Annotated in this window: 30 protein-coding genes and 1 rRNA gene; 17 read left to right on the top strand and 14 right to left on the bottom strand. The window is 63.7% G+C overall.

Annotated features, from left to right (window positions below):
• The first annotated feature begins 9 nt into the window (after positions 1-9).
• From nuoJ to nuoN, 5 genes are read left to right on the top strand one after another with little or no spacing between them, the layout of a single operon-like run.
• Positions 10-510 (top strand): NADH-quinone oxidoreductase subunit J, encoded by a 501-nt coding sequence (nuoJ, locus tag ABE528_RS00155; RefSeq protein ID WP_152957153.1) that lies wholly within the window; start codon positions 10-12, stop codon positions 508-510.
• Positions 511-513: 3 nt separating this feature from the next.
• Complete coding sequence (gene nuoK, locus ABE528_RS00150) at positions 514-822, top strand: NADH-quinone oxidoreductase subunit NuoK (RefSeq protein WP_008096201.1); 309 nt, start codon at positions 514-516, stop codon at positions 820-822.
• Positions 819-2,672 carry an NADH-quinone oxidoreductase subunit L gene (gene nuoL / locus ABE528_RS00145; RefSeq protein WP_152957154.1) on the top strand — a complete coding sequence of 618 codons (1,854 nt, stop codon included), beginning with the start codon at positions 819-821 and terminating at the stop codon, positions 2,670-2,672. Before nuoK ends, nuoL begins: the two co-directional genes overlap by 4 nt.
• Positions 2,673-2,721: 49 nt before the next feature.
• Positions 2,722-4,254, top strand: a complete 1,533-nt coding sequence (nuoM, locus tag ABE528_RS00140) for an NADH-quinone oxidoreductase subunit M (RefSeq protein ID WP_152957155.1) — start codon at positions 2,722-2,724, stop codon at positions 4,252-4,254.
• A gap of 7 nt (positions 4,255-4,261) precedes the next feature.
• Positions 4,262-5,731, top strand: a complete 1,470-nt coding sequence (nuoN, locus tag ABE528_RS00135) for an NADH-quinone oxidoreductase subunit NuoN (RefSeq protein ID WP_152957156.1) — start codon at positions 4,262-4,264, stop codon at positions 5,729-5,731.
• 43 nt (positions 5,732-5,774) lie between these two features.
• Here nuoN and ABE528_RS00130 read toward each other — a convergent pair whose 3' ends face one another.
• Positions 5,775-6,080: an ogr/Delta-like zinc finger family protein gene (locus tag ABE528_RS00130; RefSeq protein WP_346651805.1), complete on the bottom strand. Its 306-nt coding sequence runs from the start codon at positions 6,078-6,080 to the stop codon at positions 5,775-5,777.
• Positions 6,081-6,281: 201 nt separating this feature from the next.
• Here ABE528_RS00130 and ABE528_RS00125 point away from each other — a divergent pair, with 201 nt between their 5' ends.
• Entirely contained in the window at positions 6,282-6,668 is a 387-nt protein-coding gene (locus tag ABE528_RS00125; RefSeq protein WP_152957157.1) for a helix-turn-helix domain-containing protein, read from the top strand.
• 2 nt (positions 6,669-6,670) lie between these two features.
• Here the strand turns inward: ABE528_RS00125 and ABE528_RS00120 are convergent, their stop codons facing one another.
• Genes ABE528_RS00120 through ABE528_RS00110 form a run of 3 tightly spaced genes read right to left on the bottom strand, consistent with a single transcriptional unit; the run spans position 6,671 to position 7,654 of the window.
• Complete coding sequence (locus ABE528_RS00120; RefSeq protein WP_110639131.1) at positions 6,671-7,033, bottom strand: hypothetical protein; 363 nt, start codon at positions 7,031-7,033, stop codon at positions 6,671-6,673.
• On the bottom strand, positions 7,026-7,397 hold the full coding sequence (locus ABE528_RS00115; protein WP_346651804.1) for a head completion/stabilization protein: 372 nt from the start codon (positions 7,395-7,397) through the stop codon (positions 7,026-7,028). Before ABE528_RS00115 ends, ABE528_RS00120 begins: the two co-directional genes overlap by 8 nt.
• Positions 7,398-7,408: 11 nt before the next feature.
• On the bottom strand, positions 7,409-7,654 hold the full coding sequence (locus tag ABE528_RS00110) for a helix-turn-helix domain-containing protein (protein ID WP_152957159.1): 246 nt from the start codon (positions 7,652-7,654) through the stop codon (positions 7,409-7,411).
• A gap of 230 nt (positions 7,655-7,884) precedes the next feature.
• Between ABE528_RS00110 and ABE528_RS00105 the strand changes: the two genes are divergently transcribed.
• Positions 7,885-9,945, top strand: a complete 2,061-nt coding sequence (locus ABE528_RS00105; protein WP_346651803.1) for a TonB-dependent receptor — start codon at positions 7,885-7,887, stop codon at positions 9,943-9,945.
• A 7-nt stretch (positions 9,946-9,952) separates the two neighbouring features.
• On the opposite strand, the gene ABE528_RS00100 is transcribed toward ABE528_RS00105, so the two are convergent.
• On the bottom strand, positions 9,953-11,017 hold the full coding sequence (locus tag ABE528_RS00100) for an AI-2E family transporter (protein WP_346651802.1): 1,065 nt from the start codon (positions 11,015-11,017) through the stop codon (positions 9,953-9,955).
• A 129-nt stretch (positions 11,018-11,146) separates the two neighbouring features.
• On the opposite strand from ABE528_RS00100, the gene yegQ reads away from it, so the two are divergent.
• From yegQ to ABE528_RS00070, 6 genes are all read left to right on the top strand, one after another.
• Positions 11,147-12,481, top strand: a complete 1,335-nt coding sequence (gene yegQ, locus ABE528_RS00095; RefSeq protein WP_346651801.1) for a tRNA 5-hydroxyuridine modification protein YegQ — start codon at positions 11,147-11,149, stop codon at positions 12,479-12,481.
• Between the two features lie 78 nt (positions 12,482-12,559).
• Positions 12,560-14,251 (top strand): copper resistance system multicopper oxidase, encoded by a 1,692-nt coding sequence (locus ABE528_RS00090; protein WP_346651800.1) that lies wholly within the window; start codon positions 12,560-12,562, stop codon positions 14,249-14,251.
• Positions 14,244-14,987: a copper resistance protein B gene (locus tag ABE528_RS00085; RefSeq protein ID WP_152957164.1), complete on the top strand. Its 744-nt coding sequence runs from the start codon at positions 14,244-14,246 to the stop codon at positions 14,985-14,987. The genes ABE528_RS00090 and ABE528_RS00085 overlap by 8 nt, the downstream gene beginning before the upstream one ends.
• 14 nt (positions 14,988-15,001) lie before the next feature.
• Positions 15,002-15,430 carry a DUF411 domain-containing protein gene (locus ABE528_RS00080; protein ID WP_152957165.1) on the top strand — a complete coding sequence of 143 codons (429 nt, stop codon included), beginning with the start codon at positions 15,002-15,004 and terminating at the stop codon, positions 15,428-15,430.
• Complete coding sequence (locus ABE528_RS00075; protein ID WP_152957166.1) at positions 15,430-15,867, top strand: YqaA family protein; 438 nt, start codon at positions 15,430-15,432, stop codon at positions 15,865-15,867. Before ABE528_RS00080 ends, ABE528_RS00075 begins: the two co-directional genes overlap by 1 nt.
• 75 nt (positions 15,868-15,942) lie before the next feature.
• Positions 15,943-16,941: an alpha/beta hydrolase gene (locus ABE528_RS00070; protein WP_346651799.1), complete on the top strand. Its 999-nt coding sequence runs from the start codon at positions 15,943-15,945 to the stop codon at positions 16,939-16,941.
• Positions 16,942-16,968: 27 nt separating this feature from the next.
• Here the strand turns inward: ABE528_RS00070 and ABE528_RS00065 are convergent, their stop codons facing one another.
• The 6 genes from ABE528_RS00065 to ABE528_RS00040 form a co-directional block, all read right to left on the bottom strand.
• Positions 16,969-17,550 carry a DinB family protein gene (locus ABE528_RS00065; RefSeq protein WP_346651798.1) on the bottom strand — a complete coding sequence of 194 codons (582 nt, stop codon included), beginning with the start codon at positions 17,548-17,550 and terminating at the stop codon, positions 16,969-16,971.
• Between the two features lie 12 nt (positions 17,551-17,562).
• Positions 17,563-18,672 (bottom strand): cell division protein ZapE, encoded by a 1,110-nt coding sequence (gene zapE, locus ABE528_RS00060; RefSeq protein WP_346651797.1) that lies wholly within the window; start codon positions 18,670-18,672, stop codon positions 17,563-17,565.
• A gap of 92 nt (positions 18,673-18,764) precedes the next feature.
• Entirely contained in the window at positions 18,765-19,913 is a 1,149-nt protein-coding gene (locus ABE528_RS00055) for a PQQ-dependent sugar dehydrogenase (RefSeq protein ID WP_346651796.1), read from the bottom strand.
• A 20-nt stretch (positions 19,914-19,933) separates the two neighbouring features.
• Positions 19,934-20,251 carry a hypothetical protein gene (locus ABE528_RS00050; protein ID WP_152957171.1) on the bottom strand — a complete coding sequence of 106 codons (318 nt, stop codon included), beginning with the start codon at positions 20,249-20,251 and terminating at the stop codon, positions 19,934-19,936.
• A 136-nt stretch (positions 20,252-20,387) separates the two neighbouring features.
• On the bottom strand, positions 20,388-21,350 hold the full coding sequence (speB, locus tag ABE528_RS00045) for an agmatinase (protein ID WP_346651795.1): 963 nt from the start codon (positions 21,348-21,350) through the stop codon (positions 20,388-20,390).
• A gap of 25 nt (positions 21,351-21,375) precedes the next feature.
• Positions 21,376-22,455 (bottom strand): extracellular solute-binding protein, encoded by a 1,080-nt coding sequence (locus tag ABE528_RS00040; protein WP_152957172.1) that lies wholly within the window; start codon positions 22,453-22,455, stop codon positions 21,376-21,378.
• A gap of 102 nt (positions 22,456-22,557) precedes the next feature.
• On the opposite strand from ABE528_RS00040, the gene ABE528_RS00035 reads away from it, so the two are divergent.
• Complete coding sequence (locus tag ABE528_RS00035; protein ID WP_346651794.1) at positions 22,558-23,454, top strand: LysR family transcriptional regulator; 897 nt, start codon at positions 22,558-22,560, stop codon at positions 23,452-23,454.
• Between the two features lie 94 nt (positions 23,455-23,548).
• On the top strand, positions 23,549-24,037 hold the full coding sequence (locus tag ABE528_RS00030; protein ID WP_152957174.1) for an LEA type 2 family protein: 489 nt from the start codon (positions 23,549-23,551) through the stop codon (positions 24,035-24,037).
• Between the two features lie 8 nt (positions 24,038-24,045).
• On the opposite strand, the gene ABE528_RS00025 is transcribed toward ABE528_RS00030, so the two are convergent.
• Positions 24,046-24,309 carry a hypothetical protein gene (locus ABE528_RS00025; RefSeq protein WP_152957175.1) on the bottom strand — a complete coding sequence of 88 codons (264 nt, stop codon included), beginning with the start codon at positions 24,307-24,309 and terminating at the stop codon, positions 24,046-24,048.
• A gap of 128 nt (positions 24,310-24,437) precedes the next feature.
• On the opposite strand from ABE528_RS00025, the gene ABE528_RS00020 reads away from it, so the two are divergent.
• Positions 24,438-24,758 carry a DUF883 family protein gene (locus tag ABE528_RS00020; protein WP_346651793.1) on the top strand — a complete coding sequence of 107 codons (321 nt, stop codon included), beginning with the start codon at positions 24,438-24,440 and terminating at the stop codon, positions 24,756-24,758.
• A gap of 4 nt (positions 24,759-24,762) precedes the next feature.
• Here the strand turns inward: ABE528_RS00020 and miaE are convergent, their stop codons facing one another.
• The gene (gene miaE / locus ABE528_RS00015) at positions 24,763-25,380 is read right to left on the bottom strand and encodes a tRNA isopentenyl-2-thiomethyl-A-37 hydroxylase MiaE (RefSeq protein ID WP_346651792.1); all 618 of its coding nucleotides are present in this window, start codon (positions 25,378-25,380) and stop codon (positions 24,763-24,765) included.
• Positions 25,381-25,534: 154 nt separating this feature from the next.
• Between miaE and ABE528_RS00010 the strand changes: the two genes are divergently transcribed.
• Positions 25,535-26,398, top strand: coding sequence for a universal stress protein (locus tag ABE528_RS00010; protein ID WP_152957178.1), 864 nt, complete (start codon positions 25,535-25,537; stop codon positions 26,396-26,398).
• A gap of 66 nt (positions 26,399-26,464) precedes the next feature.
• Here the strand turns inward: ABE528_RS00010 and rrf are convergent.
• Positions 26,465-26,580, bottom strand: a 5S ribosomal RNA gene (gene rrf, locus ABE528_RS00005).
• Positions 26,581-26,642: the final 62 nt, after the last annotated feature.

Genomic DNA, 26,642 nt, shown 5'->3' with positions numbered 1-26,642 from the left:
GACCGAAAGATGGAATTCGCTTTCTACTTCGCATCCGGGATCGCCGTGGTCTCCACCCTTCGGGTGGTGACCGGGACCAACCCCGTGCACGCCTTGCTTTACCTGATCATTTCGCTGATTTCCGTGGCCATGATCTTCTTCGCCCTGGGTGCGCCGTTCGCCGGCGCCCTGGAAGTGATCGCCTACGCTGGCGCCATCATGGTGCTGTTCGTCTTCGTGGTGATGATGCTCAACCTCGGGCCGGCCTCGGTCGCCCAGGAAAGGGGCTGGCTCAAGCCCGGCATTTGGGCCGGGCCAGTGATCCTGGGCGCCCTGCTGCTGCTGGAGCTGCTGTACGTGCTGTTCGTCTCGCCAAGCGGCGCGGCCATCAGCGGTACCACCGTCAGCCCGAAAGAAGTGGGTATCAGCCTGTTCGGCCCGTACCTGCTGGTGGTCGAACTGGCGTCGATGCTGCTGCTCGCTGCAGCCGTCACCGCCTTCCACCTGGGCCGCAACGAGGCGAAGGAGTAAATCATGGGTGCTATCCCTCTCGAACATGGTCTGGCAGTCGCCGGCATCCTGTTCTGCTTAGGTCTGGTTGGCCTGATGGTCCGCCGCAACATCCTCTTCGTGCTCATGAGCCTGGAAGTCATGATGAACGCCTCTGCCCTGGCGTTCATCGTCGCCGGTGCCCGTTGGGTCCAGCCCGACGGCCAGGTGATGTTCATTCTGGTGATCAGCCTGGCAGCCGCCGAGGCCAGCATTGGCCTGGCGATCCTGCTGCAGCTGTATCGCCGCTTCCACACTCTCGACATCGATGCTGCCAGTGAGATGCGCGGATGAACCTTCTCTTCCTGACTTTCGTCTTCCCCCTCGTCGGCTTCCTGCTGCTGTCGTTCTCGCGCGGGCGGTTCTCGGAGAACCTGTCCGCGCTGATCGGCGTCGGCTCGGTGGGCCTGTCGGCCGCCACCGCCGCCTATGTCATCTGGCAGTTCAACGTCGCCCCGCCTGAAGGCGGCGCGTACAGCCAGCTGCTGTGGCAGTGGATGTCGGTGGACGGCTTCGCGCCGAACTTCACCCTGTACCTGGACGGCCTGTCGGTCACCATGCTCGGCGTGGTCACCGGTGTCGGCTTCCTGATCCACCTGTTCGCCTCCTGGTACATGCGCGGCGAAGCCGGTTACTCGCGCTTCTTCTCGTACACCAACCTGTTCATCGCCAGCATGCTGTTCCTGATCCTCGGCGATAACCTGCTGTTCATCTACTTCGGCTGGGAAGGCGTGGGCCTGTGCTCGTACCTGTTGATCGGTTTCTACTACAGCAACCGCAACAACGGTAACGCGGCACTCAAGGCGTTCATCGTCACCCGTATCGGCGACGTGTTCATGGCCATCGGCCTGTTCATCCTGTTCGCCCAGCTGGGTACCCTGAATGTGCAGGAACTGCTGGTGCTGGCACCGCAGAAGTTCAAGGCTGGCGACACCTGGATGGTGCTGGCGACCCTGATGCTGCTGGGTGGCGCGGTCGGTAAATCGGCCCAGCTGCCCCTGCAGACCTGGCTGGCCGACGCGATGGCGGGCCCGACTCCGGTTTCGGCACTGATCCACGCGGCAACCATGGTGACCGCGGGCGTGTACCTGATCGCCCGTACCAACGGCCTGTTCCTGCTGGCGCCGGACATCCTGCACCTGGTCGGCGTCGTCGGTGGCGTGACCCTGGTACTGGCCGGCTTTGCTGCGCTGGTACAGACCGACATCAAGCGTATCCTCGCCTACTCGACCATGAGCCAGATCGGCTACATGTTCCTGGCCCTGGGCGTGGGTGCCTGGGACGCGGCGATCTTCCACCTGATGACTCACGCCTTCTTCAAGGCCCTGCTGTTCCTTGCCTCCGGTGCGGTGATCGTTGCCTGCCACCACGAGCAGAACATCTTCAAGATGGGCGGCCTGTGGAAGAAACTGCCGCTGGCCTACGCCAGCTTCGTGGTCGGTGGCGCTGCCCTGGCAGCCTTGCCGATCGTGACCGTGGGCTTCTACTCCAAGGACGAGATCCTCTGGGAAGCCTTCGCCAGCGGCAACACCGGCCTGCTGTACGCCGGTCTCGTGGGCGCCTTCATGACCTCGCTGTACACCTTCCGCCTGATCTTCATCGCCTTCCACGGCGAAGCGAAGACCGAAGCCCATGCTGGCCACGGCATCAGCCACTGGCTGCCGCTGGGTGTGCTGATCGTGCTGTCGACCTTCGTCGGCGCCTGGATCACCCCACCACTGGCCGGTGTGCTGCCGGAAAGCGCCGGCCATGCCGGTGGCGAAGCCAAGCACGCGCTGGAGATCACCTCGGGTGCCATCGCCATCGCCGGTATCCTGCTGTCGGCCCTGCTGTTCCTCGGCAAGCGCCGCCTGGTCAGCGCGATCGCCAACAGCGGCATCGGCCGTGTGCTGTCGGCCTGGTGGTTCGCCGCCTGGGGCTTCGACTGGATCTACGACAAGCTGTTCGTCAAACCTTACCTGCTGATCAGCCACGTCCTGCGCAAGGATCCGGTTGACCGCAGCATCGGCCTCATCCCTCGCCTGGCGCGCGGCGGCAACGTCGCCATGAGCAAGACCGAGACTGGCCAGCTGCGCTGGTACACCGCTTCGATCGCCGTTGGCGCAGTGCTGGTACTCGGCGCTGTGGTAGTGGCAGCGGTATGACCATGAACTTTGCGAACCTTGCGACTCTGCGAAAGGAAACCAACCCGTCATGATTTTGCCTTGGCTGATCCTGATCCCCTTCATCGGCGGCCTGCTGTGCTGGCTGGGTGAGCGCTTCGGCGCCACCCTGCCGCGCTGGATCGCGCTGCTGACCATGTCCCTGCTGCTCGGCATTGGCCTGTACCTGTGGGGCACCGGCGACTACACCCTGGCCCCCGCTCCGGGTGGCGAGCCTGCCTGGGCCCTGGAATACAAAGTCCAGTGGATCCAGCGCTTCGGCATCAGCATCCACCTGGCCCTCGATGGCCTGTCGCTGCTGATGATCCTGCTCACCGGCCTGCTCGGTGTGCTGTCGGTACTGTGCTCCTGGAAAGAGATCCAGCGCCACGTCGGTTTCTTCCACCTCAACCTGATGTGGATCCTCGGCGGCGTGGTCGGTGTGTTCCTGGCCCTGGACCTGTTCCTGTTCTTCTTCTTCTGGGAAATGATGCTGGTGCCGATGTACTTCCTCATCGCGCTCTGGGGTCACAGCTCGGCGGATGGCAAGAAGACCCGGATCTACGCGGCGACCAAGTTCTTCATCTTCACCCAGGCCAGCGGCCTGATCATGCTGGTGGCGATCCTCGGCCTGGTGCTGGTCAACTACAGCAACACCGGGGTGATCACCTTCAACTACAGCGACCTGCTCAAGGCCGACCTGCCGGCCGGTACCGAGTACCTGCTGATGCTGGGCTTCTTCATCGCCTTCGCGGTGAAGCTGCCGGTGGTGCCGTTCCACTCCTGGCTGCCTGACGCTCACGCCCAGGCACCGACCGCAGGTTCCGTGGACCTGGCCGGTATCTTGCTGAAGACGGCGGCCTACGGCTTGCTGCGCTTCGCCCTGCCGCTGTTCCCGAACGCCTCGGCCGAGTTTGCACCGTTCGCCATGACCCTGGGCCTGATCGGTATCTTCTACGGTGCCTTCCTGGCCTTCGCGCAAACCGACATCAAGCGCCTGATCGCCTTCTCCAGCGTCTCGCACATGGGCTTCGTGCTGATCGGTATCTACTCCGGCAGCCAGCAGGCCCTGCAAGGTGCGGTGATCCAGATGCTGGCCCACGGCCTGTCGGCTGCCGCGCTGTTCATCCTGTCCGGCCAGCTGTACGAGCGCCTGCACACCCGTGACATGCGTCAGATGGGCGGCCTGTGGCACCGCATCGCCTACCTGCCAGCCATCAGCCTGTTCTTTGCCGCCGCGTCGCTGGGCCTGCCAGGCACCGGCAACTTCGTCGGCGAGTTCCTGATCCTGATCGGCAGCTTCGTGCATGTACCGTGGGTCACCGTGATCGCCACCACCGGCCTGGTATTCGGCTCGGTGTACTCGCTGATCATGATCCACCGCGCCTACTTCGGCCCGGCCAAGGCCGACACCGTACTGGCCGGCATGGACGGTCGCGAGCTGATCATGGTGCTGGGCCTGGCGGTACTGCTGATCCTGCTGGGCGTGTATCCGCAGCCGTTCCTCGACACCTCTGCCGCCACCATGACCGGCGTGCAGCAGTGGCTCGGTTCCGCTTTCACTCAACTCGCTTCGGCCCGGTAAGAGCGCTATGGAATTCACCACTCAACACTTCATCGCATTGGCGCCGATGCTGATCACCACCATCACCACCGTGGTGGTGATGCTGGCGATCGCCTGGAAGCGCAACCACTCGCAGACCTTCCTGCTGTCCACCGTGGGCCTGAACCTGGCCCTGCTGTCGATCTTGCCGGCGCTGAAGGTTGCGCCACTGGCGGTCACCTCGCTGATCACCATCGACAAGTTCGCCTGCCTGTACATGGCGATCATCCTGGTCGCCACGCTGGCCTGCGTCACCCTCGCCCACGCCTACCTCGGCGAAGGCTCCAAAGGCTTCCCGGGCAACCGTGAAGAGCTGTACCTGCTGCTGCTGATGTCTGCCCTCGGTGGCCTGGTGCTGGTCAGCGCCAACCACCTGGCCGGGCTGTTCATCGGCCTGGAGCTGCTGTCGGTACCGGTCTACGGCCTGGTGGCGTATGCGTTCTTCAACAAGCGCTCGCTGGAAGCCGGTATCAAGTACATGGTGCTGTCGGCCGCAGGTTCCGCGTTCCTGCTGTTCGGCATGGCCCTGCTGTACGCCGACGCTGGCAGCCTGACCTTCGACCAGCTGGGCAAGGCCCTGGCCGCCACCAGCATGCCAAGCCTGCTGGCCCAGCTGGGCCTGGGCATGATGCTGGTCGGCCTGGCCTTCAAGCTGTCGCTGGTACCGTTCCACCTGTGGACCCCGGACGTGTATGAAGGCGCCCCGGCGCCGGTCGCCGCGTTCCTGGCCACCGCCAGCAAGGTTGCCGTGTTTGCCGTGGTCGTGCGCCTGTTCATGCTCTCCCCTGCTGCCAGCAGCGGCGTTCTGAGCACTGTCCTGGCCGTGATCGCCGTGGCTTCGATCCTGATCGGTAACCTGCTGGCGCTGACCCAGAGCAACCTCAAGCGCCTGCTCGGTTACTCGTCCATCGCCCACTTCGGCTACCTGGTCATCGCCCTGGTCGCCAGCAAGGGCCTGGCCATGGAAGCCATGGGCGTGTACCTGGTCACCTACGTGATCACCAGCCTTGGCGCCTTCGGTGTCATCACCCTGATGTCCTCGCCTTACGGCGGCCGTGACGCCGACGCGCTGTACGAGTACCGCGGCCTGTTCTGGCGCCGCCCGTACCTGACCGCAGTGCTGACCGTGATGATGCTGTCGCTGGCAGGCATCCCGCTGACCGCCGGCTTCATCGGCAAGTTCTACATCATCGCCACCGGCGTCGAGTCGCAGCTGTGGTGGCTGGTCGGTGCCCTGGTGATCGGTAGCGCCATCGGTGTGTACTACTACCTGCGCGTCATGGTCACCCTGTACCTGGTCGAGCCGAACCTGCGTCGCCACGACGCCCCGCTGAAGTGGGAACAGCGCACCGGCGGCGTGATGCTGCTGGCCATCGCCATTCTCGCCTTCGTCCTCGGTGTGTACCCGCAGCCACTGCTGGACATGGTTCAGCACGCCGGCCTGCAACTGCTTGGCTGATCACAGCTGAAAAACAAACACCCCGCATATGCGGGGTGTTTTTTTATCTGCGTTTGGTGGCCGCCTCGATGGGCTTTCCCAGCCCAGAGCCACCAGGCGAGCCTTCATTGCGCGCCAGGACAGCAGACTTGCGCAGTTCCTTAGTGGCCAAGGGCAAGTGCACTTCCGGGTTGGGCATGCCACTGGGCGAAAGTTCGTGGGTCATTTCAAACTCCGCCCTCACCGACCAGCCGCAGGCCTCATTGATACATTGCAAGTAGGCTACGCGCAGAAAGATATGCCGACCTTCACTGGTCCGAATGCGCATACGGCTGTTGCAGTGGGGGCAGACAAGCTTGTAGGTACTCACGCAATGTACCTGCGCGTGCTGCTTGAACCATCACGCTGTAGGAAAAGCCCGCTATCGGCGCGAGCATCGACTACGGTTTTAGAAAGGTTTTTCATCATATTACTTCTCATGCCAAGATATCTCCTCAAATCGAATGGCAAATATTCATAACGAGTATTCTAAGCCCAGGGAATGTTGTTAAACCAGTCATGGATATTTGTTATGAGTAGCCACTTGTTTGCATCGGTGCTGGCACGCCTTAAGCTACTGACCGGCTCGGATACCGACGTTCAGCTGGCAAGGGCTCTGGCAGTCAGCCCGCAGACCCTGAGCAGCTGGAAGGTACGCGACAGCATTCCATACTCACTTTGCATAGAGCTTGCCCAGCAGCACCGCTGCTCGCTGGATTGGCTGCTTCTGGGTGAGCGCGATGACAGCCGTGCGCTGGAAAGCCAGGACAGCTGGCAGAGCGACATGCTCGACCGGCTGCGCGAGCTTTCCCATTCAGATCGCCAGTCAGTGCTGCTGTACATCGAAGACAAACAACGTATCCGTCAACTCGAGCGGCAATTGCAGGAGCTGACAAAGCGCTCGCCTGCTGCACAGTAAGGTCAGCCTCGGCGGCGCCAGCGCTGGATGAGCTCGCGCAGGTCTACCGAGTCCAGCCAGACCAGCACCTTCAAGGTAATCGGGATAACCACTACCGCAGCGGCGAACGCGGCCATGCCACGGGATAGCATTGGCGCCATCGCGTGCAACAGCGGCTCGAACAGGTAACCGACCCCCAGGGTCAGGAACACCAGCAACACCTGCTTGCGGGCAGACAGGCGCTTGCGCGAAACGATGATGAACCGGTCCCGGGCCGCGCTTACCAGCAAGGCCCCCAAAAGCGCACCGAACAACGCCCTGCCCTCGGTATCCAGCAATTCGTAGAAGGCAGCGATGGCGGCCTCCATCAGATAGGGCTCATCCATGTGCAGTTCCTCCGCCGGCTGCCGGCTCGGCACGCAGGTCACGCCTTACCGCAGCCGCGATGAAGTACCGATAGCAGACTGACAGCGCCCTGCCGCTGGCATGCCCGGCCACCTCTTCAAGGCGCCGGTAACCACGGCAACGCAATGCGCTACGCCAGCTGGCGAATTCGCTGGCGGCATCGATGGCGGCGCAGCGCGCGGCCAAGGCAAGGCGCGCCTCACTGACCTCCTCGCCAAGCTGCAGGTGTGCACGTAACACGCTCAGTTCGATGCGTGGCCAGAAGGGATCGTGACAATCAGGAAACCGTGAAGCACTGAACGAAGGCTCGATTGAAGATTGCGGAGTTATGTGTTCTGCACGCATGTCGTTCCTCACTACTCGGCCAGCATGCCGTAGCGGATGGCTTTGATGACGGCTGCGACGCGCGTGGGAACATCGAACTTGCGCAGCAGGTTGGAGACGTGAAAGTTCACCGTCGACTCTTTGCACTGCAGGATCTGGCCGATCTCCCATGAAGTCTTGCCGTAGGCGCACCACAACAGCACTTGCTGTTCGCGCGGTGTCAGGTGAATCGGCGCATCGGTATGGCTTTCAGGTGTCCGTCGAAGGTTGGTTTCCATCACTGAGTTCCCCAAGTAGTCGCCAGAGTGGGCAGCGCGGAGTGCTGCCGCCAATAGGGCCACCTTACGGACGCCGGCCGTGCCGGCTCCAGCGATGCAACTTGTAGAGAACCGTCTTACACATCCGTCCAACACGTACTACACAGGAAAATTTCTTATCGCCGTGCTTCGATCGGCTTTTCGCGCGTCACAACGCCGTTGTCCGTCCGCCTATCGCCTGGAGTTGTACGATGCGTCCCGTTTCACCCCTCTCGTCTTACCTTGGTCTGCTGGCCCTCTTCACCGTCAGCCCGCACGCCACGGCAGCGCCTGCCGTCGAACTGGGCCAGGTGCTGATCAATGACGAGGAACAAAGCGAACTGGACGACGCCCGCGAACGCCTGCAAGCAGTGCCTGGCGCCAGTAACCTGGTGGACATGCAACGTGTCGGGCAAGGCCGGGTCGCCAGCAATCAGGATGTGCTGGCCTACCAGCCCGGCGTGTTTGCGCAGTCGGCGGGTAACGATGGCATCAAGTTGTCGATCCGCGGCTCGGGCATCAACCGTGCCCCTGGCGCCCATGGCTCCGGGGTCTACACGATGTTCGACGGCCTGCCCCTTACCGGCCCGGGCGGTACGCCCTACGAGCTGTTCGAACCCCTGTGGCTGAGCCGCGCCGAAGTGCTGCGCGGGGCCAATGGCTTCGATCAGGGCTCGCTGGCCCTGGGCGGGGCCATCAACTACGTGACCCACACCGGCTACGACGCTGCGCCGCTGCAGGTGCGCTATGAAGTCGGCAGCCGTGGCTACCAGCACCGCCACATCAGTTCCGGGCAGGTGCTGGGCAACCTCGACTACTACGTGGCCCTGACCGATTCGGAGTACGACGGCTACCAGGCGCACAGCAGCGGCAGCGCCAAGGGCATCGCTGCCAACGTCGGCTACCGTTTCAACCCCAACCTGGAAACGCGCTTCTACCTGCGTTATCGGGAAACCGAAAACGAATTGGCCGGGCGCCTGACCAAAGACCAGATCAAGCACGACCCGCGCGCCGCCAACCCGGGCTATCTGTCGCGCAACGACAGCCGTCCGCAACCCGGCAGCACCTGGGTGGGCAACAAGACCACCTTCTTCCTCGACGATGATTCGCGCCTGGAGGCCGGACTGGTCTATCACGACTACCCGATGGACCTGCGCGAGGGTGCCATGCGCCTGAAGGTGGCCTACACCGATGTCAGCGGCACGCTGAACTACTTCCGTCGTGACACCCTGCTCGGCCATGAGAGCAAGACCACCCTTGGCTGGCGCACCACCAAGCACCTGCCCAACAGTGGCGCCTCGCAGTTCTCGCGAGTCAATGACGTGGTCGGCGCGCGCACGCGTGACTTCACCTACCAGGGTTCGGACACCGTGCTGCATGCGGGCAATGATCTGGAACTGATCCCCAACCTGTGGCTGACCACGGGCCTGGCGATGATCTATACCCGCCGTGAAAGTGATGTGACTTACCCGGCCACCGGCGGCAAAGTCAGCCAGCATGATTGGGACTATGCCCCGCGTGTGGGCCTGCGTTACGACATTCGCCCGGACCTGCAGGTTTACGGCAATCTCAGCCGCTCGGTGGAGCCGCCGCACCCATGGTCGCTTATCTGGAGCGCGCCAACCAAGTTCCAGCCCATCGAGATGCAAAATCAGACAGCCACCACGCTTGAACTCGGCGCCCGCGGTGATTCGCTGATCGGCCGCTGGGACCTTGCCTGGTACTACGCCCAGGTGCGTCATGAACTGCTGGCAGTGGAGCTCGCCCCAGGCATCACTGGCGAATACAACGCCAGCCCCACCGTGCACCAAGGCCTCGAAGCCGGCCTGGACAGCCTCCTCTGGGAGCAACCCGGCACTGGCAAGCTGAGCCTGCGCCAGGCTTATACCTTCAGCGACTTCCACTACCGTGACGACGACAAATTCGGCGACAACCGCCTGCCCGGCATCCCCATGCACTACTACCAGGCCGAACTGCGCTACGACTGGCCGAGCGGGTTCTACGCCGGGGTCAACACGCAGATGGCGTCAAAGGTGCAGGTCGACTACGCCAACAGCTACCATGCCGACGAATATGCCCTGCTTGGCGCGCGCCTGGGCTGGGACTCGCCGAAGCAGGACTGGCAGGCCTGGCTGGACCTGCGCAACCTGACCAACAAGCGCTACGCAGCAACCGTGACCCCGGGGTACAACGATGGCGGCCAGGACATTGCCCGCTCGACACCGGGCGAAGGCTTCGCCGTGTACGCTGGGGTTTCGTACAGCTTCCGCTGAAAACTACTCAGGACGGTAACTGCACCTGTGGCTTGGTCGCAGCGAAAATCGCCCAGCTGGAAACGAACAACGCCGCGATCAACGGCCCGATCACGAAGCCGTTGAGCCCGAATACCGCCAGCCCGCCCAGGGTGGACACGAGAATCAGGTAATCGGGCATCCGCGTGTCCTTGCCCACCAGGATCGGTCGCAACAGGTTGTCTACCAGGCCGATCACCAGCATGCCGAACGCGGTCAGGATCACCCCCGGCAGAATCGCCCCGGTCAGCAGGAAATAGGCCGCCACTGGTGCCCAGACAATCCCCGCCCCCACCGCCGGCAGCAGCGACAGGAACGCCATCAGCACCGCCCACACCAGCGCACTGGGAATATCCAGCACCCAGAAGATAAAACCGCCCAGCGCACCCTGGGTGACGGCCACCAGCACATTGCCCTTGACCGTGGCCCGCACCACCCGGTTGAACTTCAATTGCAGGCGGCGCTTCTGGTGTTCCGGCAGCGGCACGGCAAGGCGCACCCGGCGCGCCACGTCGGCCCCCTCGCGCAGGAAGAAGAACAGCAGGTACATCATGATGCCGAAGCTCACCAGGAACTCGAAGGTGCCCTGGCCAAAGTTGAACGCCTGGCTCGCCAGCACCTGGCCGCCCTGGGTCGCCCACTTGGTGATCTTGTCGCGCAGGCCGTCCAGGTTGCCCATGCCCATGCGGTCCAGGCCATGCTGGGCAAAGGCCGGAAGCATGTCCTTGCCGCGCTCGACGTAGCCGGCGATGTCCAGCTGCCCGCTCTCGATTCGCTGGTACAGCGTGGCGCCTTCCTGCACCAGCAAGGCACTGGTGATGATCACCGGCAGCACGGCGACCAGCAGGCACACCAGCACGGTGCAGCCCGCCGCCAGGTTGCGCCGGCGGCCGAAGCGGATCAGCAGGTGACGCTGCAATGGCGCAAACAGGATGCCGAGAATCACCGCCCAGAAGATCGCGCCGTAGTACGGCAGCAGGATCCACACGAAGGCAATGGTCACAAGTGTCAGGAGTACTGCCAGGGCTTTGTTCTGCAGGGCGTCGTGGTTCATGGCGGCTCCTTGGGTGTCATGGTTATTAGTGCATGCCATCTGCGCAAAAGTGCCACCCTGACCTTGATTCAAATCAATACCACGGCCCCGCTCAGCCGGTAGCATCCGCGCCTTTGCCCCGGTGCGCCCATGACCCTACCCGCCAAGCCCGAACTGCTTGCCCCCGCCGGCAGCCTCAAGACCCTGCGCTATGCCTTCGCCTACGGTGCCGACGCGGTCTACGCCGGCCAGCCGCGCTACAGCCTGCGGGTGCGCAACAACGAGTTCGACCACGCCAACCTGGCGCTGGGCATCAGCGAGGCGCATGCCTTGGGCAAGCGTTTCTATGTGGTGGTCAACATCGCGCCGCACAACGCCAAGTTGAAGACCTTCCTCAAGGACCTGGCACCGGTGATCGCGATGGCACCCGATGCGCTGATCATGTCCGACCCCGGGCTGATCATGCTGGTGCGCCAGCACTTTCCACAGATGCCGGTGCACCTTTCGGTACAGGCCAATACGGTGAACTGGGCCAGCGTGCAGTTCTGGCAACAGATGGGCTTGAGCCGGGTGATCCTGTCGCGCGAGCTGTCGCTGGAGGAGATCGAGGAAATCCGCCAGCAAGTGCCAGACATGGAGCTGGAAGTGTTCGTCCACGGCGCACTGTGCATGGCCTACTCCGGCCGTTGCCTGCTGTCCGGTTACCTGAACAAGCGCGATGCCAACCAGGGCACCTGCACCAATGCCTGCCGCTGGAAATACCAGGCCACCCCCGCCACGGAAAACGCCACCGGCGACATCGTCCGCGAAGTCGAGCCGACCCTGGGCCTTGGCGCCCCCACCGAGCAGGTGTTCCTGCTGCAAGAGAGCAACCGCCCAGGCAGCGAGATGCCAGCCTTCGAGGACGAGCATGGCACCTACATCATGAACGCCAAGGACCTGCGCGCCATCCAGCACGTCGAGCGCCTGGCTGCCATGGGGGTGCACTCGCTGAAGATTGAAGGCCGGACCAAGAGTCACTTCTACTGCGCCCGGGCCGTGCAGTCCTACCGCAAGGCCATCGACGACGCCGCAGCCGGAAGGCCGTTCGACAGGGACCTGATGGACAACCTCGAATCGCTGGCCCAGCGCGGCTACACCGAAGGCTTCCTGCGCCGCCATGTGCACGATGAATACCAGAACTACCTGCGCGGCAATTCGCTGTCCGAGCGCCAACAGTTCGTCGGCGAGCTGACGGGGGTGCGCGTCGATGGCCTGGCCGAGGTCAAGGTGAAGAACCGCTTCGCCCTGGGTGACCACCTGGAGTTGATGACCCCACGTGGCAACTACCACTTCGACCTGCACCGCCTGTTCGACCGCCAACAGCACGCCATCGAGGTGGCGCCCGGTGACGGCCATGTGGTGTACCTGCCGATTCCCGAGCAGGTTGCGCTGGAGTACGGCCTGCTGATGCGCGACCTGGGCGACGCTGAACAGGCTGCCTGACAAGGCTGTAATCGGCGCCTCAGCCAACTGACAGGCGCAACCGGCGAGGATCGTGGCTCTACCGCATGAGGCCACGCCATGTTGCGCAACCCTACCCGCCGCACCTTCGTCAAAGGCCTGGGCGCCGCCACCACACTGGCCGGCCTGGGCCTGTGGCGGCCACTGGCCCAGGCCAGCGATGGCCGCGAGCTGGCCGGCCAGCACTTCGAGCTGTTGATTGGCCAGACGCCGGTCAACATCACTGGCCGGCCACGCACCGCGCTGACCGTCAATGGCAGCCTGCCCGGCCCGCTGCTGCGGTGGCGCGAAGGCGACACGGTGACCCTGCGCGTGCGCAACCGCCTCGACCAGGACACCTCGATCCACTGGCACGGCATCCTCCTGCCGGCCAACATGGACGGCGTGCCGGGCCTGAGTTTCGCCGGCATCGCGCCGGGTGGCGACTACCTGTACCAGTTCACCCTGCGCCAGAGCGGCACCTATTGGTACCACAGCCATTCCGGCCTGCAGGAGCAGGCCGGGGTCTATGGTGCGATCGTCATCGAGCCGCGCGCGCCGGAACCGCATGCCTACCAGCGTGACCATGTGCTGCTGTTCAGCGATTGGTCCGACCAGGCGCCCGAAGCGTTGCTGGCGACGCTGAAAAAACAGTCCGACGCCTTCAACTACCACAAGCGCACGCTCGGCGACTTTGTCAGCGACATTGCCGACAAAGGTTGGGGCAATACTGTCGACGAACGCCTGGCCTGGGCGCGCATGCGCATGAGCCCGACCGATCTGGCCGACATCAGCGCCGCCAGCTACAGCTACCTGCTCAACGGCCAGCCCCCGGACGGCAACTTCACCTGCCTGTTCCAGCCCGGCGAAACCGTGCGCCTGCGCCTGATCAATGCGTCGGCCATGACCTACTTCGACTTCCGCATTCCAGGCCTTTCGTTGACCGTAATCGCCGCCGACGGCCTGCCGCTGACGCCAGTGACCGTTGATGAACTGCGTATCGCGGTGGCCGAAACCTACGACGTGCTAGTGACCGTCGGCGACCTGCCCGCCTATACCCTGTTCGCCCAGAGCATGGACCGCAGCGGCTACGCCCGCGGCACCCTGGCCCGCGCCATGGGCCTGCAGGCGGTGGTGCCAGAGCCAGACCCGCGCCCGGTGCTGAGCATGGCCGACATGGGCCACGGCAATATGGCCGCGATGGATCACAGCAACATGGCCGGCATGGACCACGCCAGCATGAACAGCCTGCAAGGCCACCCCACCAGCGAAACCGACAACCCGTTGGTGGACATGCAGACCATGGCGCCTCGCGCCAACCTGGCCGACCCCGGCATCGGCCTGCGTGATAACGGCCGCCGGGTGCTGACCTATGCCGACCTGCGCAGCCCCTACCCGGACCCGGATGGCCGCGAACCTTCACGGGATATCGAGCTGCACCTGACCGGACACATGGCGCGCTTCGCCTGGTCGTTCGACGGGGTCAAGTTCAGTGATGCCGCACCGTTGCGCCTGACCTACGGCGAGCGGGTGCGCATCACCCTGGTCAACGACACCATGATGACCCACCCCATCCACCTGCACGGCATGTGGAGCGACCTGGAGGACGAACATGGGCGCTTCCTGGTACGCAAGCATACGATCGACATGCCGCCTGGCAGCCGCCGCAGCTACCGGGTCACAGCCGACGCCCTGGGCCGCTGGGCCTACCACTGCCACCTGCTCTACCACATGGAGACCGGCATGTTCCGCGAGGTACGGGTCGATGCATGAGATCAACAACCGGCGCCTGGTAACCGCTGTCGCCCTGACCGCACTGCTGGCCAGCGAACGGGCCATGGCCGAGCCCCCACACCTGGCGGGCCATCAGGTGCATGATCGCGCCGTCAATTGGGCAGTGATCGTCGATCAGCTGGAGTACCAGAACTTCGAAAGCAGCAGCGCCCTCAAGTGGAACGCCACGGCCTGGGTCGGTGGTGACATCGATCGCCTGTGGCTGCGCAGCGAGGGTGAACGGCAACAAGGCAAGACCCACAAGGCCGAGCTTCAGGCGTTGTGGGGCCATGCGATCAGCCCCTGGTGGGAGTTGGTCGGCGGCCTGCGCCAGGACTTCAAGCCGGCCAGCGGGCAGACCTGGGCCGCCTTCGGCATCCAGGGCACCCCGCTGTATGGCCTGGAACTGCAAGCCACCGCCTATGCCGGCGAGCGACAACAGAGCGCGCTGCGCCTGGAGGCCGCTTACGCTATCCTGCTGACCAACCGCTGGATCCTCGAGCCGAACCTGGAAGCCAACTTCTACGGCCGCAACGATACCGGCCACGAACAGGGGGCGGGGCTTGCCGACAGCGAAGTCGGCCTGCGCCTGCGCTACGAAATCAGCCGAGGCTTCGCGCCCTATGTCGGGGTAAGCTTCGAGCGCCTGCATGGCAACCGCGCCAGCCAGGCCCGTGAGGACGGCGAAGACCTCGGCCAGACCCGTCTGGTGGCAGGCATCCGCCTGCGTTTCTAAGGAGTTGTTCGACCATGCTGCGTAAACACCTGATCACCTTCGGCCTGCTGGCCATCACCGGCCTGGCCCAGGCCGGCGAAACCATCGATGTCTACCGCGACCCCAACTGTGGCTGCTGCAAGGCCTGGATCAGCCACCTGCGCGACAACGGCTTCACCGTCAACGACCACGTCGAACCGAACATGAGCGCCGTCAAGCAGCGCCTGGGCGTGGCGCCGCGCCTGGCGTCGTGCCACACCGGGGTGATCGACGGCAAGTTCGTCGAAGGCCATGTGCCCGCCGAGCAGGTGCGCCTGCTGGCCAAGCGCAACGACCTCAAGGGCCTGGCCGTGCCGGGCATGCCCATGGGCTCGCCTGGCATGGAAATGGGTGACCACAAGGATGCCTACCAGGTCATCGGCGTGACCCAGGATGGCCAGGATACCGTGGTCGCCAGCTACTGATGCTGAGCCTCTGGGCGCTGTTTCTCAGCGCCTTCGGTGCCGCCACCCTGCTGCCGCTGCAATCGGAGGCGGTGCTGGTCGGCCTGCTGCTGCGCGAGCCCGATGCCTGGCTGACCTTGCTGCTGGTGGCCACCGTGGGCAATGTGCTCGGTTCGCTGGTCAACTGGCTGCTCGGTCGGGCCATCGAGCACCTGCGCGAGCGGCGCTGGTTCCCGTTCAGCGCCAGCCAGCTGGAACGCGCGCAACAGCGCTACCAGCGTTGGGGGCAATGGTCGCTGCTGCTGAGCTGGATGCCGGTGATCGGCGATCCGCTGACCCTGATTGCCGGCATCATGCGTGAGCCGTTCTGGCGTTTTCTGCTGCTGGTGACCCTGGCCAAGGGCGGGCGTTATAGCATCGTGGCGATGATTACCCTGGGCTGGTTTCATGCCTGGTAACACCTTTAACGTTTAAGGTGTTCCGCTGACTGCTAAAGTCGCCAATTCCTACATGGTCCTACATGGAGTGCCCCCATGCTGCGCGCAACCGCCCTGGCCCTGGCCTGCCTCGCCGGCGCCCCGGCCATCGCTGCCGAATCGCCTGCCTACGGCAAACAGCTCGAAGGCTTCAGCTACCCTCACCCACTCCAGCATTTCGACTTCCAGTCCCAGGGCCAGCACCTGCAAATGGGCTACATGGATGTGCCGGCCCAGGGCCAGGCCAATGGCCGCAGCGTAGTGCTGATGCACGGCAAGAACTTCTGCGCGGCCACCTGGGAGACCACCATCGACGCCTTGAGCCAGGCGGGCTACCGGGTGATCGCCGCGGACCAGATCGGCTTCTGCACGTCGAGCAAGCCGGCGCATTACCAGTACAGCTTCCAGCAACTGGCGGTGAACACCCATGCCCTGCTCGGACAGCTGGGTGTCAAACAGGCTATCGTGCTCGGCCACTCCACCGGCGGCATGCTCGCCACTCGCTATGCACTGATGTATCCGCAACAAGTCGAGCGCCTGGCGATGGTCAACCCGATCGGCCTGGAGGACTGGAAAGCCCTCGGCGTGCCCTACCGCACGGTGGACCAGTGGTATGCCCGCGAGCTCAAGCTCGATGCCGAAGGCGTGCGCGAGTATGAGCGCAAGACCTACTATGCAGGGCGCTGGAAGCCCGAGTACGAACGCTGGGTGCAGATGCTGGTGGGGCTGAACAAGGGGCCGGGGCATGAGGCAGTGGCGTGGAACTCGGCACTGATCTACGACATGATCTTCACCCAGCCGGTGTACTACGAGTTCAAGGACCTGAAGATGCCGACCCTGCTGCTGATCGGCGACCAAGACACCACGGCGATCGGCAGCGACATTGCTCCGCCTGAAGTGAAGGCCAAGCTGGGCAAGTACAAGGAACTGGGGCCGCACGTGGCCAAGCTGATTCCACACGGCGAGTTGGTGACCTTCGAGGGCATGGGGCATGCCCCGCAGATCGAGGAGCCGCGGCGCTTCAACCGCACGCTGGTGGAGTGGCTCGGGCGCTAAACGGGCCAATGGGGGCGCTGTGCGCCCCTACAATTTCCAGACCTGCGCTTCGCTCCAGCCGAGTTCGGCGAAGTCCAGCGCCCGCAGGTCGGCTTCCTCTTCACAGAAAAACTCATCCAGCTGCGGCGGCCTTACCGCCGTATCACTGAGCATCGCATGCACCTGCCCACGGTGATGGATCTGGTGCTCGAACAGGTGCGCGAGCAGGCGCAGGCGCTGTTCGCGCTGGATCCGCTCGGGCCGCACGATGCTCACATAGCGCGTCAGCTGATCATCCTGCAACAGGCTGCAATAGGCGATCAGCCGGTGGTCGGCCTGGGCCTGCTCGGCATGCAGGTCGGTACAGGTGGCGAACGGTTGCTCAGGCTCGAAGAAACGCTCGCCGTCCGGGTTCGGTGCTTCACCGCGCTGCTCGCACTCGAGCATGTCCAGATAGAACCAGTCCACCGTCAGCAGATGGTTGAGGGTGGCCTTGATCGACGGGAAGAAGCTGCAACGGGGGGCGACGAACTCATCAAAGGTCAGTTGCAGGCAGGCCTTGTACAGGCGGTGGTTGGCCCATCCATTGTTGTAGGCCTGGGTCAGCAGATGATGCGACAGCGGCTCCATGGCTCGGCTCCTTCAGGCGAAGCGTTGCAGTTGCATCTCCCGCAGCCGGCTCAGGGTCCGTTGGTACGGGAACGCCAGATACCCTTGAGTGTAGAGCGCATCGAGCGGAACCTGCGCCTCCAGGTACAGGGCCACCCGGCGGTCGTAGCATTCGTCGACCAGGGCGATGAAACGGCGCACGGCGTCATCCTTGGGTGACAGCATCGGCAATTCCCGGTCGCCTGCCACGACACGCGCTGCACCATCTTCTGTGCCGCGGGCGATGCGCCCGGCCTGCTGTTCACCGCCCAGAGCCGGGATACCTTCGACCAGGATCGCCGGAAACTGATCGCACAAGGCCATGAACTCCATGGCGGCCAAGGGCCGTTCGCAGAGTTCGGTAAAGTGGCACCAGAGGGCTTGGGTGCTTCGCCGGATCACCTCGACCTGCCGCGAGCCGATCAGCAGGGGGGCGTTGCTGCCGGGGTCATCCGGGCTGAGCTGCACGAATACGGCTTCCAGCGCGCCGCCTTTGCTCCCCGCTTCGGCCACCCAGTAACGCTGGCACTGGGCGCCCGGATGCAGGCGATGGTCCTGCTCGCCGGCCACCGAAAGCACCTGCATGTGCCGCTCGATGGCGCTGATGGCCGGCAGGAAGCGCTCGCGATTGAAGCCGTCGCGGTACAGTTGTTGCGGCGGCTGATTAGAGGTGGCGACCACCACCACGCCGTGATCGAACAGCACCTGGAACAGGCGGCCGAGGATGATCGCATCGCCAATGTCGCTGACGAACAGTTCGTCGAAGCACAACACACGAATCTGCCCGGCCAGTTCCCGCGCCAGCGCCTTCAAGGGGTCGGCAGTGCCGTTGAGCTGGAACAGGCGCTGGTGGACCCAGGCCATGAAATGGTGGAAGTGCTGGCGCCGGGACGGGACGCTGAGGCAGCGGTGGAACAGGTCCATGAGCCAGGTCTTGCCGCGGCCGACCGGGCCCCAGAGGTAGAGGCCCTGGGGGCGATGCCCCTGTTCTATGGCCTGAAAGCAGGTCTGCAGGGCATCGACTGCGCGCCCTTGAGCCGGGTCTTGGGCATAGCCCTGCTCGCTGAGTGCTTGGTTATAGAGGGTTTTCGGATCAATGGGCATGGCAGTTCGCTTGGCCTGTCAGAGCCCTATTGTCTGCACTGGCTCTATCGCCGGCAAGCCGGCGATAGAGCCAGAGAAGGCATCCGTTGCCTTCAGCCCTCGCTCAACCCCACCTTCAGCAGTGCGCCATCCTTGGCATCGGTCAGCACATACAGGTAGCCATCCGGCCCCACCCGCACATCACGGATGCGCGCCTTCAAGTCGCCCAGCAAACGCTCTTCGTGGACGATCTTGTCGCCATCGAGCTGCAGGCGGATCAACTCCTGGGTCGCCAGCGCGCCAATGAACAGGTTGTGATCCCAGGCCTTGAAGGTCGGGCTGTCATAGAAGGCCATGCCGCTGATGCCGGGTGACTTTTCCCAGACATGGTGCGGGTCGACCATACCGTCGACATGCTTGCCCTCGGCTTCCGGGATGGGCATCAGCGAGTAGTTGATGCCGTGCGTGGCGATCGGCCAGCCATAGTTCTTGCCCGGCTCCGGGATGTTGATCTCGTCGCCGCCACGCGGGCCGTGTTCATGGGTCCAAAGCTTGCCGGTCCAGGGGTTGAGCGCTGCGCCCTGCTGGTTGCGATGGCCGAACGACCAGATTTCCGGGCGCACGTCCTGCTTGCCGACGAAGGGGTTGTCCTTCGGTACTTCGCCATCAGGCAGGATCCGCACGATCTTGCCCTGCAGCTTGTCCAGGTCCTGGGCTGTCGGGCGCTGGTTGTTCTCGCCCAGGGCGATGAATAGGAAGCCGTCGCGGTCGAATACCAGCCGCGAGCCAAAGTGATTGCCTTCGGAGAGCTTGGGTTGCTGGCGGAAGATCACATTGAAGTGCTCCAGCCGTGCACGGTCCTCGGACAGCTGGCCACGGCCCACTGCCGTGCCGGCCTTGCCATCACTGCCCTCCTCGGCGTACGACAGGTAGACCGTGCGGTCCTTGGCAAACCCAGGCGACAGCACCACGTCGAGCAGGCCACCCTGGCCTTCGGCCCAGACCTTGGGCACGCCGCTGATGGGTGGGCCAACCTTGCCCTCGGCGCTCACCACGCGCAGGTTGCCGGGGCGCTCGGTGACCAGCATGTCCTTGCCGCCCGGCAGGAATGCCAGTGCCCAAGGGTTGCGCAGGCCATCGGCCACGGTGCTGACCGTGAGTTGCCCCTCTTCGCTGGAAAATTGCTGCTCAGGGGCAGCATGGGCCAGCAGCGGCAACAGCGCAGCAGCGGTCAAGGCAGTCAGCCAGTGGGTTCGGGTCATGCAGGATTCCTTTCTATGGGTCAGGGCGCACGCTGGCTATCACGCGGTGGCCGCGTCGGCTCCAGATTGGGCGCCTGCTGCTGGCGGCGCAGGTTGTCACCATTGCCGATGCCGCGGTTGTCCAGGCTTGGCGTGCGGTAGATGGGCTGGGTGGACGGGCCGCGCACGGGCGGTGTGGCCGGCATGCTGCCCTGGCGGCTGTTGGGGTTGGCGCGCTGGATCGGACTGTTGTACGGGTTGTTGTTGCTGGCGGCGAGCTGCAGTGGCTGCGCAGGAGCTGCCTGCACCGACAAGCCCAGCGTCAAGCCGATGATCAAGGTTGGCACTCTAAGACCCATGCTTCACCTCCTGTACGAAAAAGCGCGCCTTGTGCGTTTGGATAGCCTAAGGCGCGAAGGGTTCGCGGCAAAAGTGTGAATGCGATTCCTGATGTTTCAGTATGGGCCTGATGGCGCAGTGCATCAGGCCCGCCGATCACCGGGCGGCATCGACCTTGTACCGTGCCGCGTACAGGCACAGCATCTCCATGGCCAGGGTGGCTCCGGCCAGCGCGGTGATATCAGCGTGGTCATAGGCCGGCGCCACCTCCACCAGGTCCATGCCCACCAGGTTGATGCCGCGCAGGCCACCGAGGATCTCCAGCGCCTGCACCGTGCTCAAGCCACCGCATACCGGGGTGCCGGTGCCGGGCGCATAGGCCGGGTCGAGGCAGTCGATGTCGAAGGTCAGGTACACCGGTCGGTCGCCGACCCGTTGGCGGATCGCTGCGATGATCGCTTCGGTGCCCTGGCGATGCACCTGCCGGGCATCGAGGATGGCGAAGCCCTGGCTGTCGTCATTGGTGGTGCGCAGGCCGACCTGCACCGAGCAGGACGGATCGACCAGGCCCTCGCGTGCGGCATGCCAGAACATGGTGCCATGGTCGATGCGGCCCTCCTCGTCCGGCCAGGTGTCGCTGTGCGCATCGAAATGGATCAGCGCCAGCGGGCCATGGCGCCGGGCATGGGCCTTGAGCAGCGGGTAGCTGATGAAATGGTCACCGCCCAGGGTGAGCATGGCGCAACCGGCTTCAAGAATGTGCTCGGCGTGGGCCTGGATGCTGTCCGGGACCGACTGCGGGGTGCCACTGTCGAAGGCGCAGTCGCCATAGTCGATCACCGCCAGCTGGTCGAACGGGTCGAACGCCCAGGGCCAGTGGCGTGCCCAGGCCTGCTGCACCGAGGCGGCGCGGATTGCGCGCGGCCCGAAGCGCGCGCCGGGGCGGTTGCTGGTGGCGGTGTCGAATGGCACACCGCTGACCACCACATCCACCCCACGCAGGTCGCGACTGTAGCGGCGACGGGAGAAACTGGTGATACCGGCGTAGGTACTTTCTGCTGCGGTACCGTACAGGCTGTCGCGGGTCATGGCCTGGTCGTTGTTCTGGGCTTGTTCCACGGTGGGGCTCCTTGGTATTTATCGGTCACTGGCGGCTGCGGAAAGCCGTCCACAAGCGGTTGCGCTGGCGCAGGTCGGACAGCGCCATGCTGCGGTCGGCATACAAGCGCTCACGCACATTGGCAGGAGGGTAGATATCCGGGTCATTGCGCACGGCGTCATCGACCAGAGGCGTCGCTGCCTGGTTGGCATTGGCGAAGAACAGCGTATTGGTCAGCGCTGCCACCGACTCCGGTTTCAACATGAACGCGATGAACGCCCGGGCGGCTTCCGGGTGCGGGGCGTCCTTGGGTATGACCAGGTTGTCCTGCCACACCAGCGTGCCTTCACGGGGGATGCGGTAGATCAGCTCGAAGGGCTTGCCGGCGCGGCGCGCCTGGTCGGCGGCCATGGCCGCATCGCCGTTGTAGGTCAACGCCAGGCACACGCTGCCGTTGGCCAGGTCGCTGATCTGCCGGCCATTGGCGACATAGCTGATCGACGGTTGCAGCTGGTTCAGCAGCTTCTGCGCCGCCGCGAGGTCGGCCTTGTCCTGGCTGTAAGGGTCTTTGCCAAGGTAATTGAGGGCGACGCCGATCACTTCCTGCGGCGAGTCTGGCATGGCGATGCCGCACGCCTTGAGGCGGCTGGCGTACTCAGGCTTGAACAGCAGGTCGAGGCTATCCAGCGGCACATCGCCCAAGCGCTGGCGCACGGCCTCGACATTCACCCCCAGGCCCAGGGTGCCCCAGGTGTAGGGCACCGCGTAACGGTTGCCTGGGTCGGCCTCGGCCAGCTTGGCCAGCAGGTCCTTGTCGAGGTTGGCGTAGCCGGGCATGCCTTGCGCGTCGAGCGGTTGCAGGGCATTGGCCTTCAGCGCCCGGGCCAGCACGGTGGCTGACGGCACGACCACGTCGTAGCCGCTACGGCCAGTGAGCAGCTTGGTTTCCAGGACTTCGGTAGTGTCGAAGGTGTCGTAACGCACCTTGTAGCCGGTTTCCTTTTCGAAGCGCTGAAGGGTTTGCGGGGCGACGTAGTCAGCCCAGCTGTAGAGATTGACGACCTTTTCTTCGGCCTGCAGCGGCAGGGCCAGGATCAAGGACAACAGGCACAGCGATCGACGCATGACGGGCACCTCGGCAAGTGGGTGGATGCCGCCAGCATGCCAGCCGGGTAACATTGCAAGAATGGCAAGTTTGCAAAGCTGACATTCATCAGGAGCAATGTGATGCTCGGACAACTGCACGACCCCGACCTGCACTTGCTGCGGCTGTTCGTCACTGTAGTAGAGGCCGGCGGCTTCAGTGCCGCCCAAGGCGTACTGGGGCTGAGCCAGCCCACTATCAGCCAGCGCATGGCGCAGCTGGAAACGCGCCTGGGCTACCGCCTGTGCAGCCGTGGCAAAGGCGGTTTTCGCCTGACCGACAAGGGCGAGCGGCTGCTGGAGGCTGCCCGTGGCCTGTTGCTGAACATCGAGTTGTTCCGACAGCAGGCCAACGGCGTGGCCGGGCGCCTGCTGGGAACGGTGCGGGTGGGGATGGCCGAGAACCAGGATGCGGCCGTGAGCCTGCGCCTGGCCACGGCTATTTCACGCTTTCGCGGGCGTGAGGAAGCGGTGCAGGTGGAGCTGATCAGCGCACCACCGGCGGAGCTGGAGCGGCTGCTGTTGGAGCAACGGCTGGACTTTGCCATCAGCTATTTTTCCGGCAACCAGGCAGCCTTCGACTATCAGCCATTGTTCGAAGAACGCCAACGCCTGTACTGCGGCAAGGGGCATGCGCTGTTCGATCAGGCCGAGGTAACGCACGAGCAATTGCTGGAGGCGGACCAGGTGCGCCATCCCTACCGCTTTCTCAAAGACGGCGAGCCGTTCCAGAGCCGGCGCAGCATGGCGGTGGCGGAGCAGATCGAGAGCGTGCTGACGTTGATTCTTTCGGGGCGGCATATTGGCTATCTGCCGTGTCACTGCGCGGCGAGCTGGGAAGATCAGGGGATGTTGCGGGCGCTGGATCCGCTGCTGGATTTCGTGGTGCCCTTCACCTTGGCTCGGCATCGGGCACAGGTGCCTGGGGAGGCGCAGCAGGCGTTTTTGGAGGACCTGCTGGTGGTGTTTATCGGGTGTTAACGAGAAACGGTCTCGCTCACAAGACCCAACACTTTCAACGCGACCGTGCATTTGCCACACTGCAGGCACCACTTCGTCGGCAAGGACCTTACCCATGGCTGCCCGTTTGCGCCGCTCCCTTCGCCTGCCGCTGGTACTGATGCTGGCTGGCGCGCTCAACGCCTGCGCACTGTTCCAGGCTCGCGACCCGCTCAATATCAGTGTGATCGGCATCGAGCCGCTGCCGGGCCAGGAGCTGGAAATGCGCATGGCGGTGAAGATGAGGGTGCAGAACCCCAACGAGTCGGCCATCGACTACAACGGCGTTGCGCTGAACCTGGAGGTGAACGGTCAGCCGCTGGCAGCTGGGGTCAGTGATCAGCAAGGGCACATCGGCCGTTACGACGAAGCCGTGATCGTGGTGCCCGTGAGCATCACGGCGTTCGCCTTCCTGCGCCAGGCCTACGGCCTGGGCAAGCTCGATTCACTGCAAGGGATGCCTTACAAGCTGCGCGGCAAACTGGCCGGCGGGCCGTTGGGCACCGTGCGCTTCACTGACGAGGGCAAGCTGGACCTGCCCAAGGAGGGCAGCCTGTACAGGTAGGGGATGGATCAGCGACTGGCGCTGGCGGCAGCCATCATCTTGTTGACCTCGCTGCGGACCATGCTGGCGAATTCCGGCGGCGACATAGCGTCCAGTTCGGCACGCACCCATTCAGCCCACTTGCCTTTGCGGCGTGGCTTTTCGGCGATCAGCCGCGCAGCTTCGCCTTTGGCTTTGCCCAGGTTGTTCTGCCACATCTCGAACAGCCGGGCCTTTTCCGCCTCGATCTGCGCCCGTTCCTCGAAGCTCATGTTGGCCAGATTGAAAGTCATGAAGGTTCCTGCCTGTTGAAAATGGCCGCTATCTTACACCCTGGCGTCGCATCATCGGCAAAGCCATCGCAACTTTCCCGGCGCGCTGGCATCCATTGTTCAACCACCCCATCGACGAGGACGTGTTCATGGCCCGAAAAACCGCAGCACTGGCCGACAGTGATCAGATCAAGGACCAGGTTTTCAGTGAGCTGCAGTCATTGATCGAAGAGTCAGAAAAACTGCTTAGCGAAAGCGCCGCGCTGGTTGGCGAAGAAGCCGAGACCCTGAGAGCGCAGGTGAGCCTGAAATTGCGCCAGGCCCGTGAGGCCGCCGGCCAGGTGCGCGCCAAGGCGCAACCGGTGGTCGACGCCACCCAGGACTATATCGGTGGCCATCCATGGCAGACCGTGGCTGTGTCCGCAGGCTTCGGCCTGGTAATTGGCCTGCTGCTGGGGCGCCGCCACTAGGTGTTCAGGCCGCCTGCGCCATCGGGATACCGCTGTGGAAACGGAGCTCCTGATCGGGAGACTGGATCAGCTCCGCTTCCGCTGCGCGCACCAGTTCGACGCGACGGGTGATGTCCGCCTCGTCCCCGTACTGGTGGGCCAGTTTCAGGTAACCCTGATAGTGGCGGGCTTCGCTTTTCAGCAAGCCGTGATAGAAGGTGCCGAGCTCTTCATCAAGGTGCGGCACCAAAGCGGCAAAGCGCTCGCAACTACGGGCTTCGATGAATGCTCCGACCACCAGTGTATCCACCAGCTTCACCGGCTCGTGGGCGCGCACCAGACGGCGCAGGCCAGACGCATAGCGCCCTGCCGAGACCGGCCGCAGCGGCACGCCACGGCGCTTCATCAGCCGCAGTACCTGCTCGTGATGCACCAGCTCTTCACGGGCCAGGCGCGACATCATGTTGATCAGGTCCAGGTGAGTGTTGTACTTGGCGATCAGGCTCAGGGCGGTGCTGGCCGCCTTGAACTCGCAGTTCTTGTGATCGATCAGCAGGGTTTCCTGGTCGGCGAGTGCCGCTTCGATCCAGGCATCTGGGGTCGGGCAGCCGAGGAAGGCATCGATTTCGGGGATCAGCGACATAAGCGAACAACCACACTGGACAGGCAAGACCGGCGATTATACCGGGGGCGGCAGGTAGCACCAGTGGCTATGCTTGATGTACGTCAAGCGGCGACGCGGGAGGCGCCGACTATAGTCAGGCATTGGTCGCAACCTTTGAACGGAGTTAACGCCCATGCAAGCTGTCCGCAGCATCCTCGTCGTCCTCGACCCCGAACATGCCCATAGCCGTGCGCTGACTCGGGCCAAGCTGATCGCCGGCGTGACCGGTGCTCGCCTGCATCTGCTGATGTGTGACAAGAAGCATGATCACAGTGCGTTGCTCAGCTTGCTCAGCAGCCAGTTGCATGATGATGGCTATGATAACGTGACCCATGAACAAAAATGGCAGGAAAGCCTGCACGAGTCGATCATCTATGTGCAGCAGGCAGAAGGTTGTGAGCTGGTGATCAAGGAGCACCGGCCCGACAACCCGTTGAAAAAGGCCCTGCTGACGCCTACCGACTGGAAGCTGCTGCGCCAGTGCCCGTGTGCGGTACTGATGGTCAAAAGCGAACGATCGTGGACCGGCGGCGTGATCCTGGCAGCGGTGGACGTGGGCAACCAGGACGAAGATCATCGCCACCTGCACGCCAGCATCATCGACCACGGCTATGCGATTGCCGGTTTGGCCAAGGGCGACCTGCATGTCGTCAGTGCGCACCCCTCCCCGATGCTGTCGGCGTCAGACCCGGTTTATCAGCTGAGTGAAACCATCGAGAAGCGCTATCGGGAGGCCTGCAGTGCGTTCCAGGCCGAGTTCGATATCAGTGAAGACCGCCTGCATGTCGCGGAAGGGCCAGCAGATGTGCTGATTCCCCATTTCGAGAAGCAACTCGATGCCGTGGTCACGGTAATCGGCACTGTCGCGCGCACCGGGATTTCCGGGGCCCTGATCGGTAATACTGCGGAAGTGGTGCTCGATTCGCTGGAAGGCGATGTGCTGGTGCTCAAGAGCGAAGAAGCGACGGCGCACCTGGCGGAATTGGCCCGGGGCTGAAGGTTTCCTGGGCCGGAAAGACAAAACCCCTACCTGCATGCGCAGATAGGGGTTTTGCGAAATGAATCTTGACGATGACCTACTCTCACATGGGGAAACCCCACACTACCATCGGCGATGCATCGTTTCACTGCTGAGTTCGGGATGGGATCAGGTGGTTCCAATGCTCTATGGTCGTCAAGAAATTCTGTAGCCAGAATGTCCAGATGGACAGCCCAGCGAATTCGGATATGCGATATTTGTG

It is taken from the genome of Pseudomonas sp. TWI628 (genome assembly GCF_039673865.1).
In the GTDB taxonomy this organism is placed as follows: domain Bacteria; phylum Pseudomonadota; class Gammaproteobacteria; order Pseudomonadales; family Pseudomonadaceae; genus Aquipseudomonas.
This window is presented reverse-complemented; position numbering and strand designations above follow the sequence as displayed.

What these genes read in the sequence shown, in the direction of transcription:
- nuoJ (WP_152957153.1), top strand. Translation starts at nt 10, where the DNA reads ATGGAATTCGCTTTCTACTTCGCATCCGGGATCGCCGTGGTCTCCACC.
- nuoK (WP_008096201.1), top strand. Translation starts at nt 514, where the DNA reads ATGGGTGCTATCCCTCTCGAACATGGTCTGGCAGTCGCCGGCATCCTG.
- nuoL (WP_152957154.1), top strand. Translation starts at nt 819, where the DNA reads ATGAACCTTCTCTTCCTGACTTTCGTCTTCCCCCTCGTCGGCTTCCTG.
- nuoM (WP_152957155.1), top strand. Translation starts at nt 2,722, where the DNA reads ATGATTTTGCCTTGGCTGATCCTGATCCCCTTCATCGGCGGCCTGCTG.
- nuoN (WP_152957156.1), top strand. Translation starts at nt 4,262, where the DNA reads ATGGAATTCACCACTCAACACTTCATCGCATTGGCGCCGATGCTGATC.
- ABE528_RS00125 (WP_152957157.1), top strand. Translation starts at nt 6,282, where the DNA reads ATGAGTAGCCACTTGTTTGCATCGGTGCTGGCACGCCTTAAGCTACTG.
- ABE528_RS00120 (WP_110639131.1), bottom strand. Translation starts at nt 7,033, where the DNA reads ATGGATGAGCCCTATCTGATGGAGGCCGCCATCGCTGCCTTCTACGAA.
- ABE528_RS00115 (WP_346651804.1), bottom strand. Translation starts at nt 7,397, where the DNA reads ATGCGTGCAGAACACATAACTCCGCAATCTTCAATCGAGCCTTCGTTC.
- ABE528_RS00110 (WP_152957159.1), bottom strand. Translation starts at nt 7,654, where the DNA reads ATGGAAACCAACCTTCGACGGACACCTGAAAGCCATACCGATGCGCCG.
- ABE528_RS00105 (WP_346651803.1), top strand. Translation starts at nt 7,885, where the DNA reads ATGCGTCCCGTTTCACCCCTCTCGTCTTACCTTGGTCTGCTGGCCCTC.
- ABE528_RS00100 (WP_346651802.1), bottom strand. Translation starts at nt 11,017, where the DNA reads ATGAACCACGACGCCCTGCAGAACAAAGCCCTGGCAGTACTCCTGACA.
- yegQ (WP_346651801.1), top strand. Translation starts at nt 11,147, where the DNA reads ATGACCCTACCCGCCAAGCCCGAACTGCTTGCCCCCGCCGGCAGCCTC.
- ABE528_RS00090 (WP_346651800.1), top strand. Translation starts at nt 12,560, where the DNA reads ATGTTGCGCAACCCTACCCGCCGCACCTTCGTCAAAGGCCTGGGCGCC.
- ABE528_RS00085 (WP_152957164.1), top strand. Translation starts at nt 14,244, where the DNA reads ATGCATGAGATCAACAACCGGCGCCTGGTAACCGCTGTCGCCCTGACC.
- ABE528_RS00080 (WP_152957165.1), top strand. Translation starts at nt 15,002, where the DNA reads ATGCTGCGTAAACACCTGATCACCTTCGGCCTGCTGGCCATCACCGGC.
- ABE528_RS00075 (WP_152957166.1), top strand. Translation starts at nt 15,430, where the DNA reads ATGCTGAGCCTCTGGGCGCTGTTTCTCAGCGCCTTCGGTGCCGCCACC.
- ABE528_RS00070 (WP_346651799.1), top strand. Translation starts at nt 15,943, where the DNA reads ATGCTGCGCGCAACCGCCCTGGCCCTGGCCTGCCTCGCCGGCGCCCCG.
- ABE528_RS00065 (WP_346651798.1), bottom strand. Translation starts at nt 17,550, where the DNA reads ATGGAGCCGCTGTCGCATCATCTGCTGACCCAGGCCTACAACAATGGA.
- zapE (WP_346651797.1), bottom strand. Translation starts at nt 18,672, where the DNA reads ATGCCCATTGATCCGAAAACCCTCTATAACCAAGCACTCAGCGAGCAG.
- ABE528_RS00055 (WP_346651796.1), bottom strand. Translation starts at nt 19,913, where the DNA reads ATGACCCGAACCCACTGGCTGACTGCCTTGACCGCTGCTGCGCTGTTG.
- ABE528_RS00050 (WP_152957171.1), bottom strand. Translation starts at nt 20,251, where the DNA reads ATGGGTCTTAGAGTGCCAACCTTGATCATCGGCTTGACGCTGGGCTTG.
- ABE528_RS00040 (WP_152957172.1), bottom strand. Translation starts at nt 22,455, where the DNA reads ATGCGTCGATCGCTGTGCCTGTTGTCCTTGATCCTGGCCCTGCCGCTG.
- ABE528_RS00035 (WP_346651794.1), top strand. Translation starts at nt 22,558, where the DNA reads ATGCTCGGACAACTGCACGACCCCGACCTGCACTTGCTGCGGCTGTTC.
- ABE528_RS00030 (WP_152957174.1), top strand. Translation starts at nt 23,549, where the DNA reads ATGGCTGCCCGTTTGCGCCGCTCCCTTCGCCTGCCGCTGGTACTGATG.
- ABE528_RS00025 (WP_152957175.1), bottom strand. Translation starts at nt 24,309, where the DNA reads ATGACTTTCAATCTGGCCAACATGAGCTTCGAGGAACGGGCGCAGATC.
- ABE528_RS00020 (WP_346651793.1), top strand. Translation starts at nt 24,438, where the DNA reads ATGGCCCGAAAAACCGCAGCACTGGCCGACAGTGATCAGATCAAGGAC.
- miaE (WP_346651792.1), bottom strand. Translation starts at nt 25,380, where the DNA reads ATGTCGCTGATCCCCGAAATCGATGCCTTCCTCGGCTGCCCGACCCCA.
- ABE528_RS00010 (WP_152957178.1), top strand. Translation starts at nt 25,535, where the DNA reads ATGCAAGCTGTCCGCAGCATCCTCGTCGTCCTCGACCCCGAACATGCC.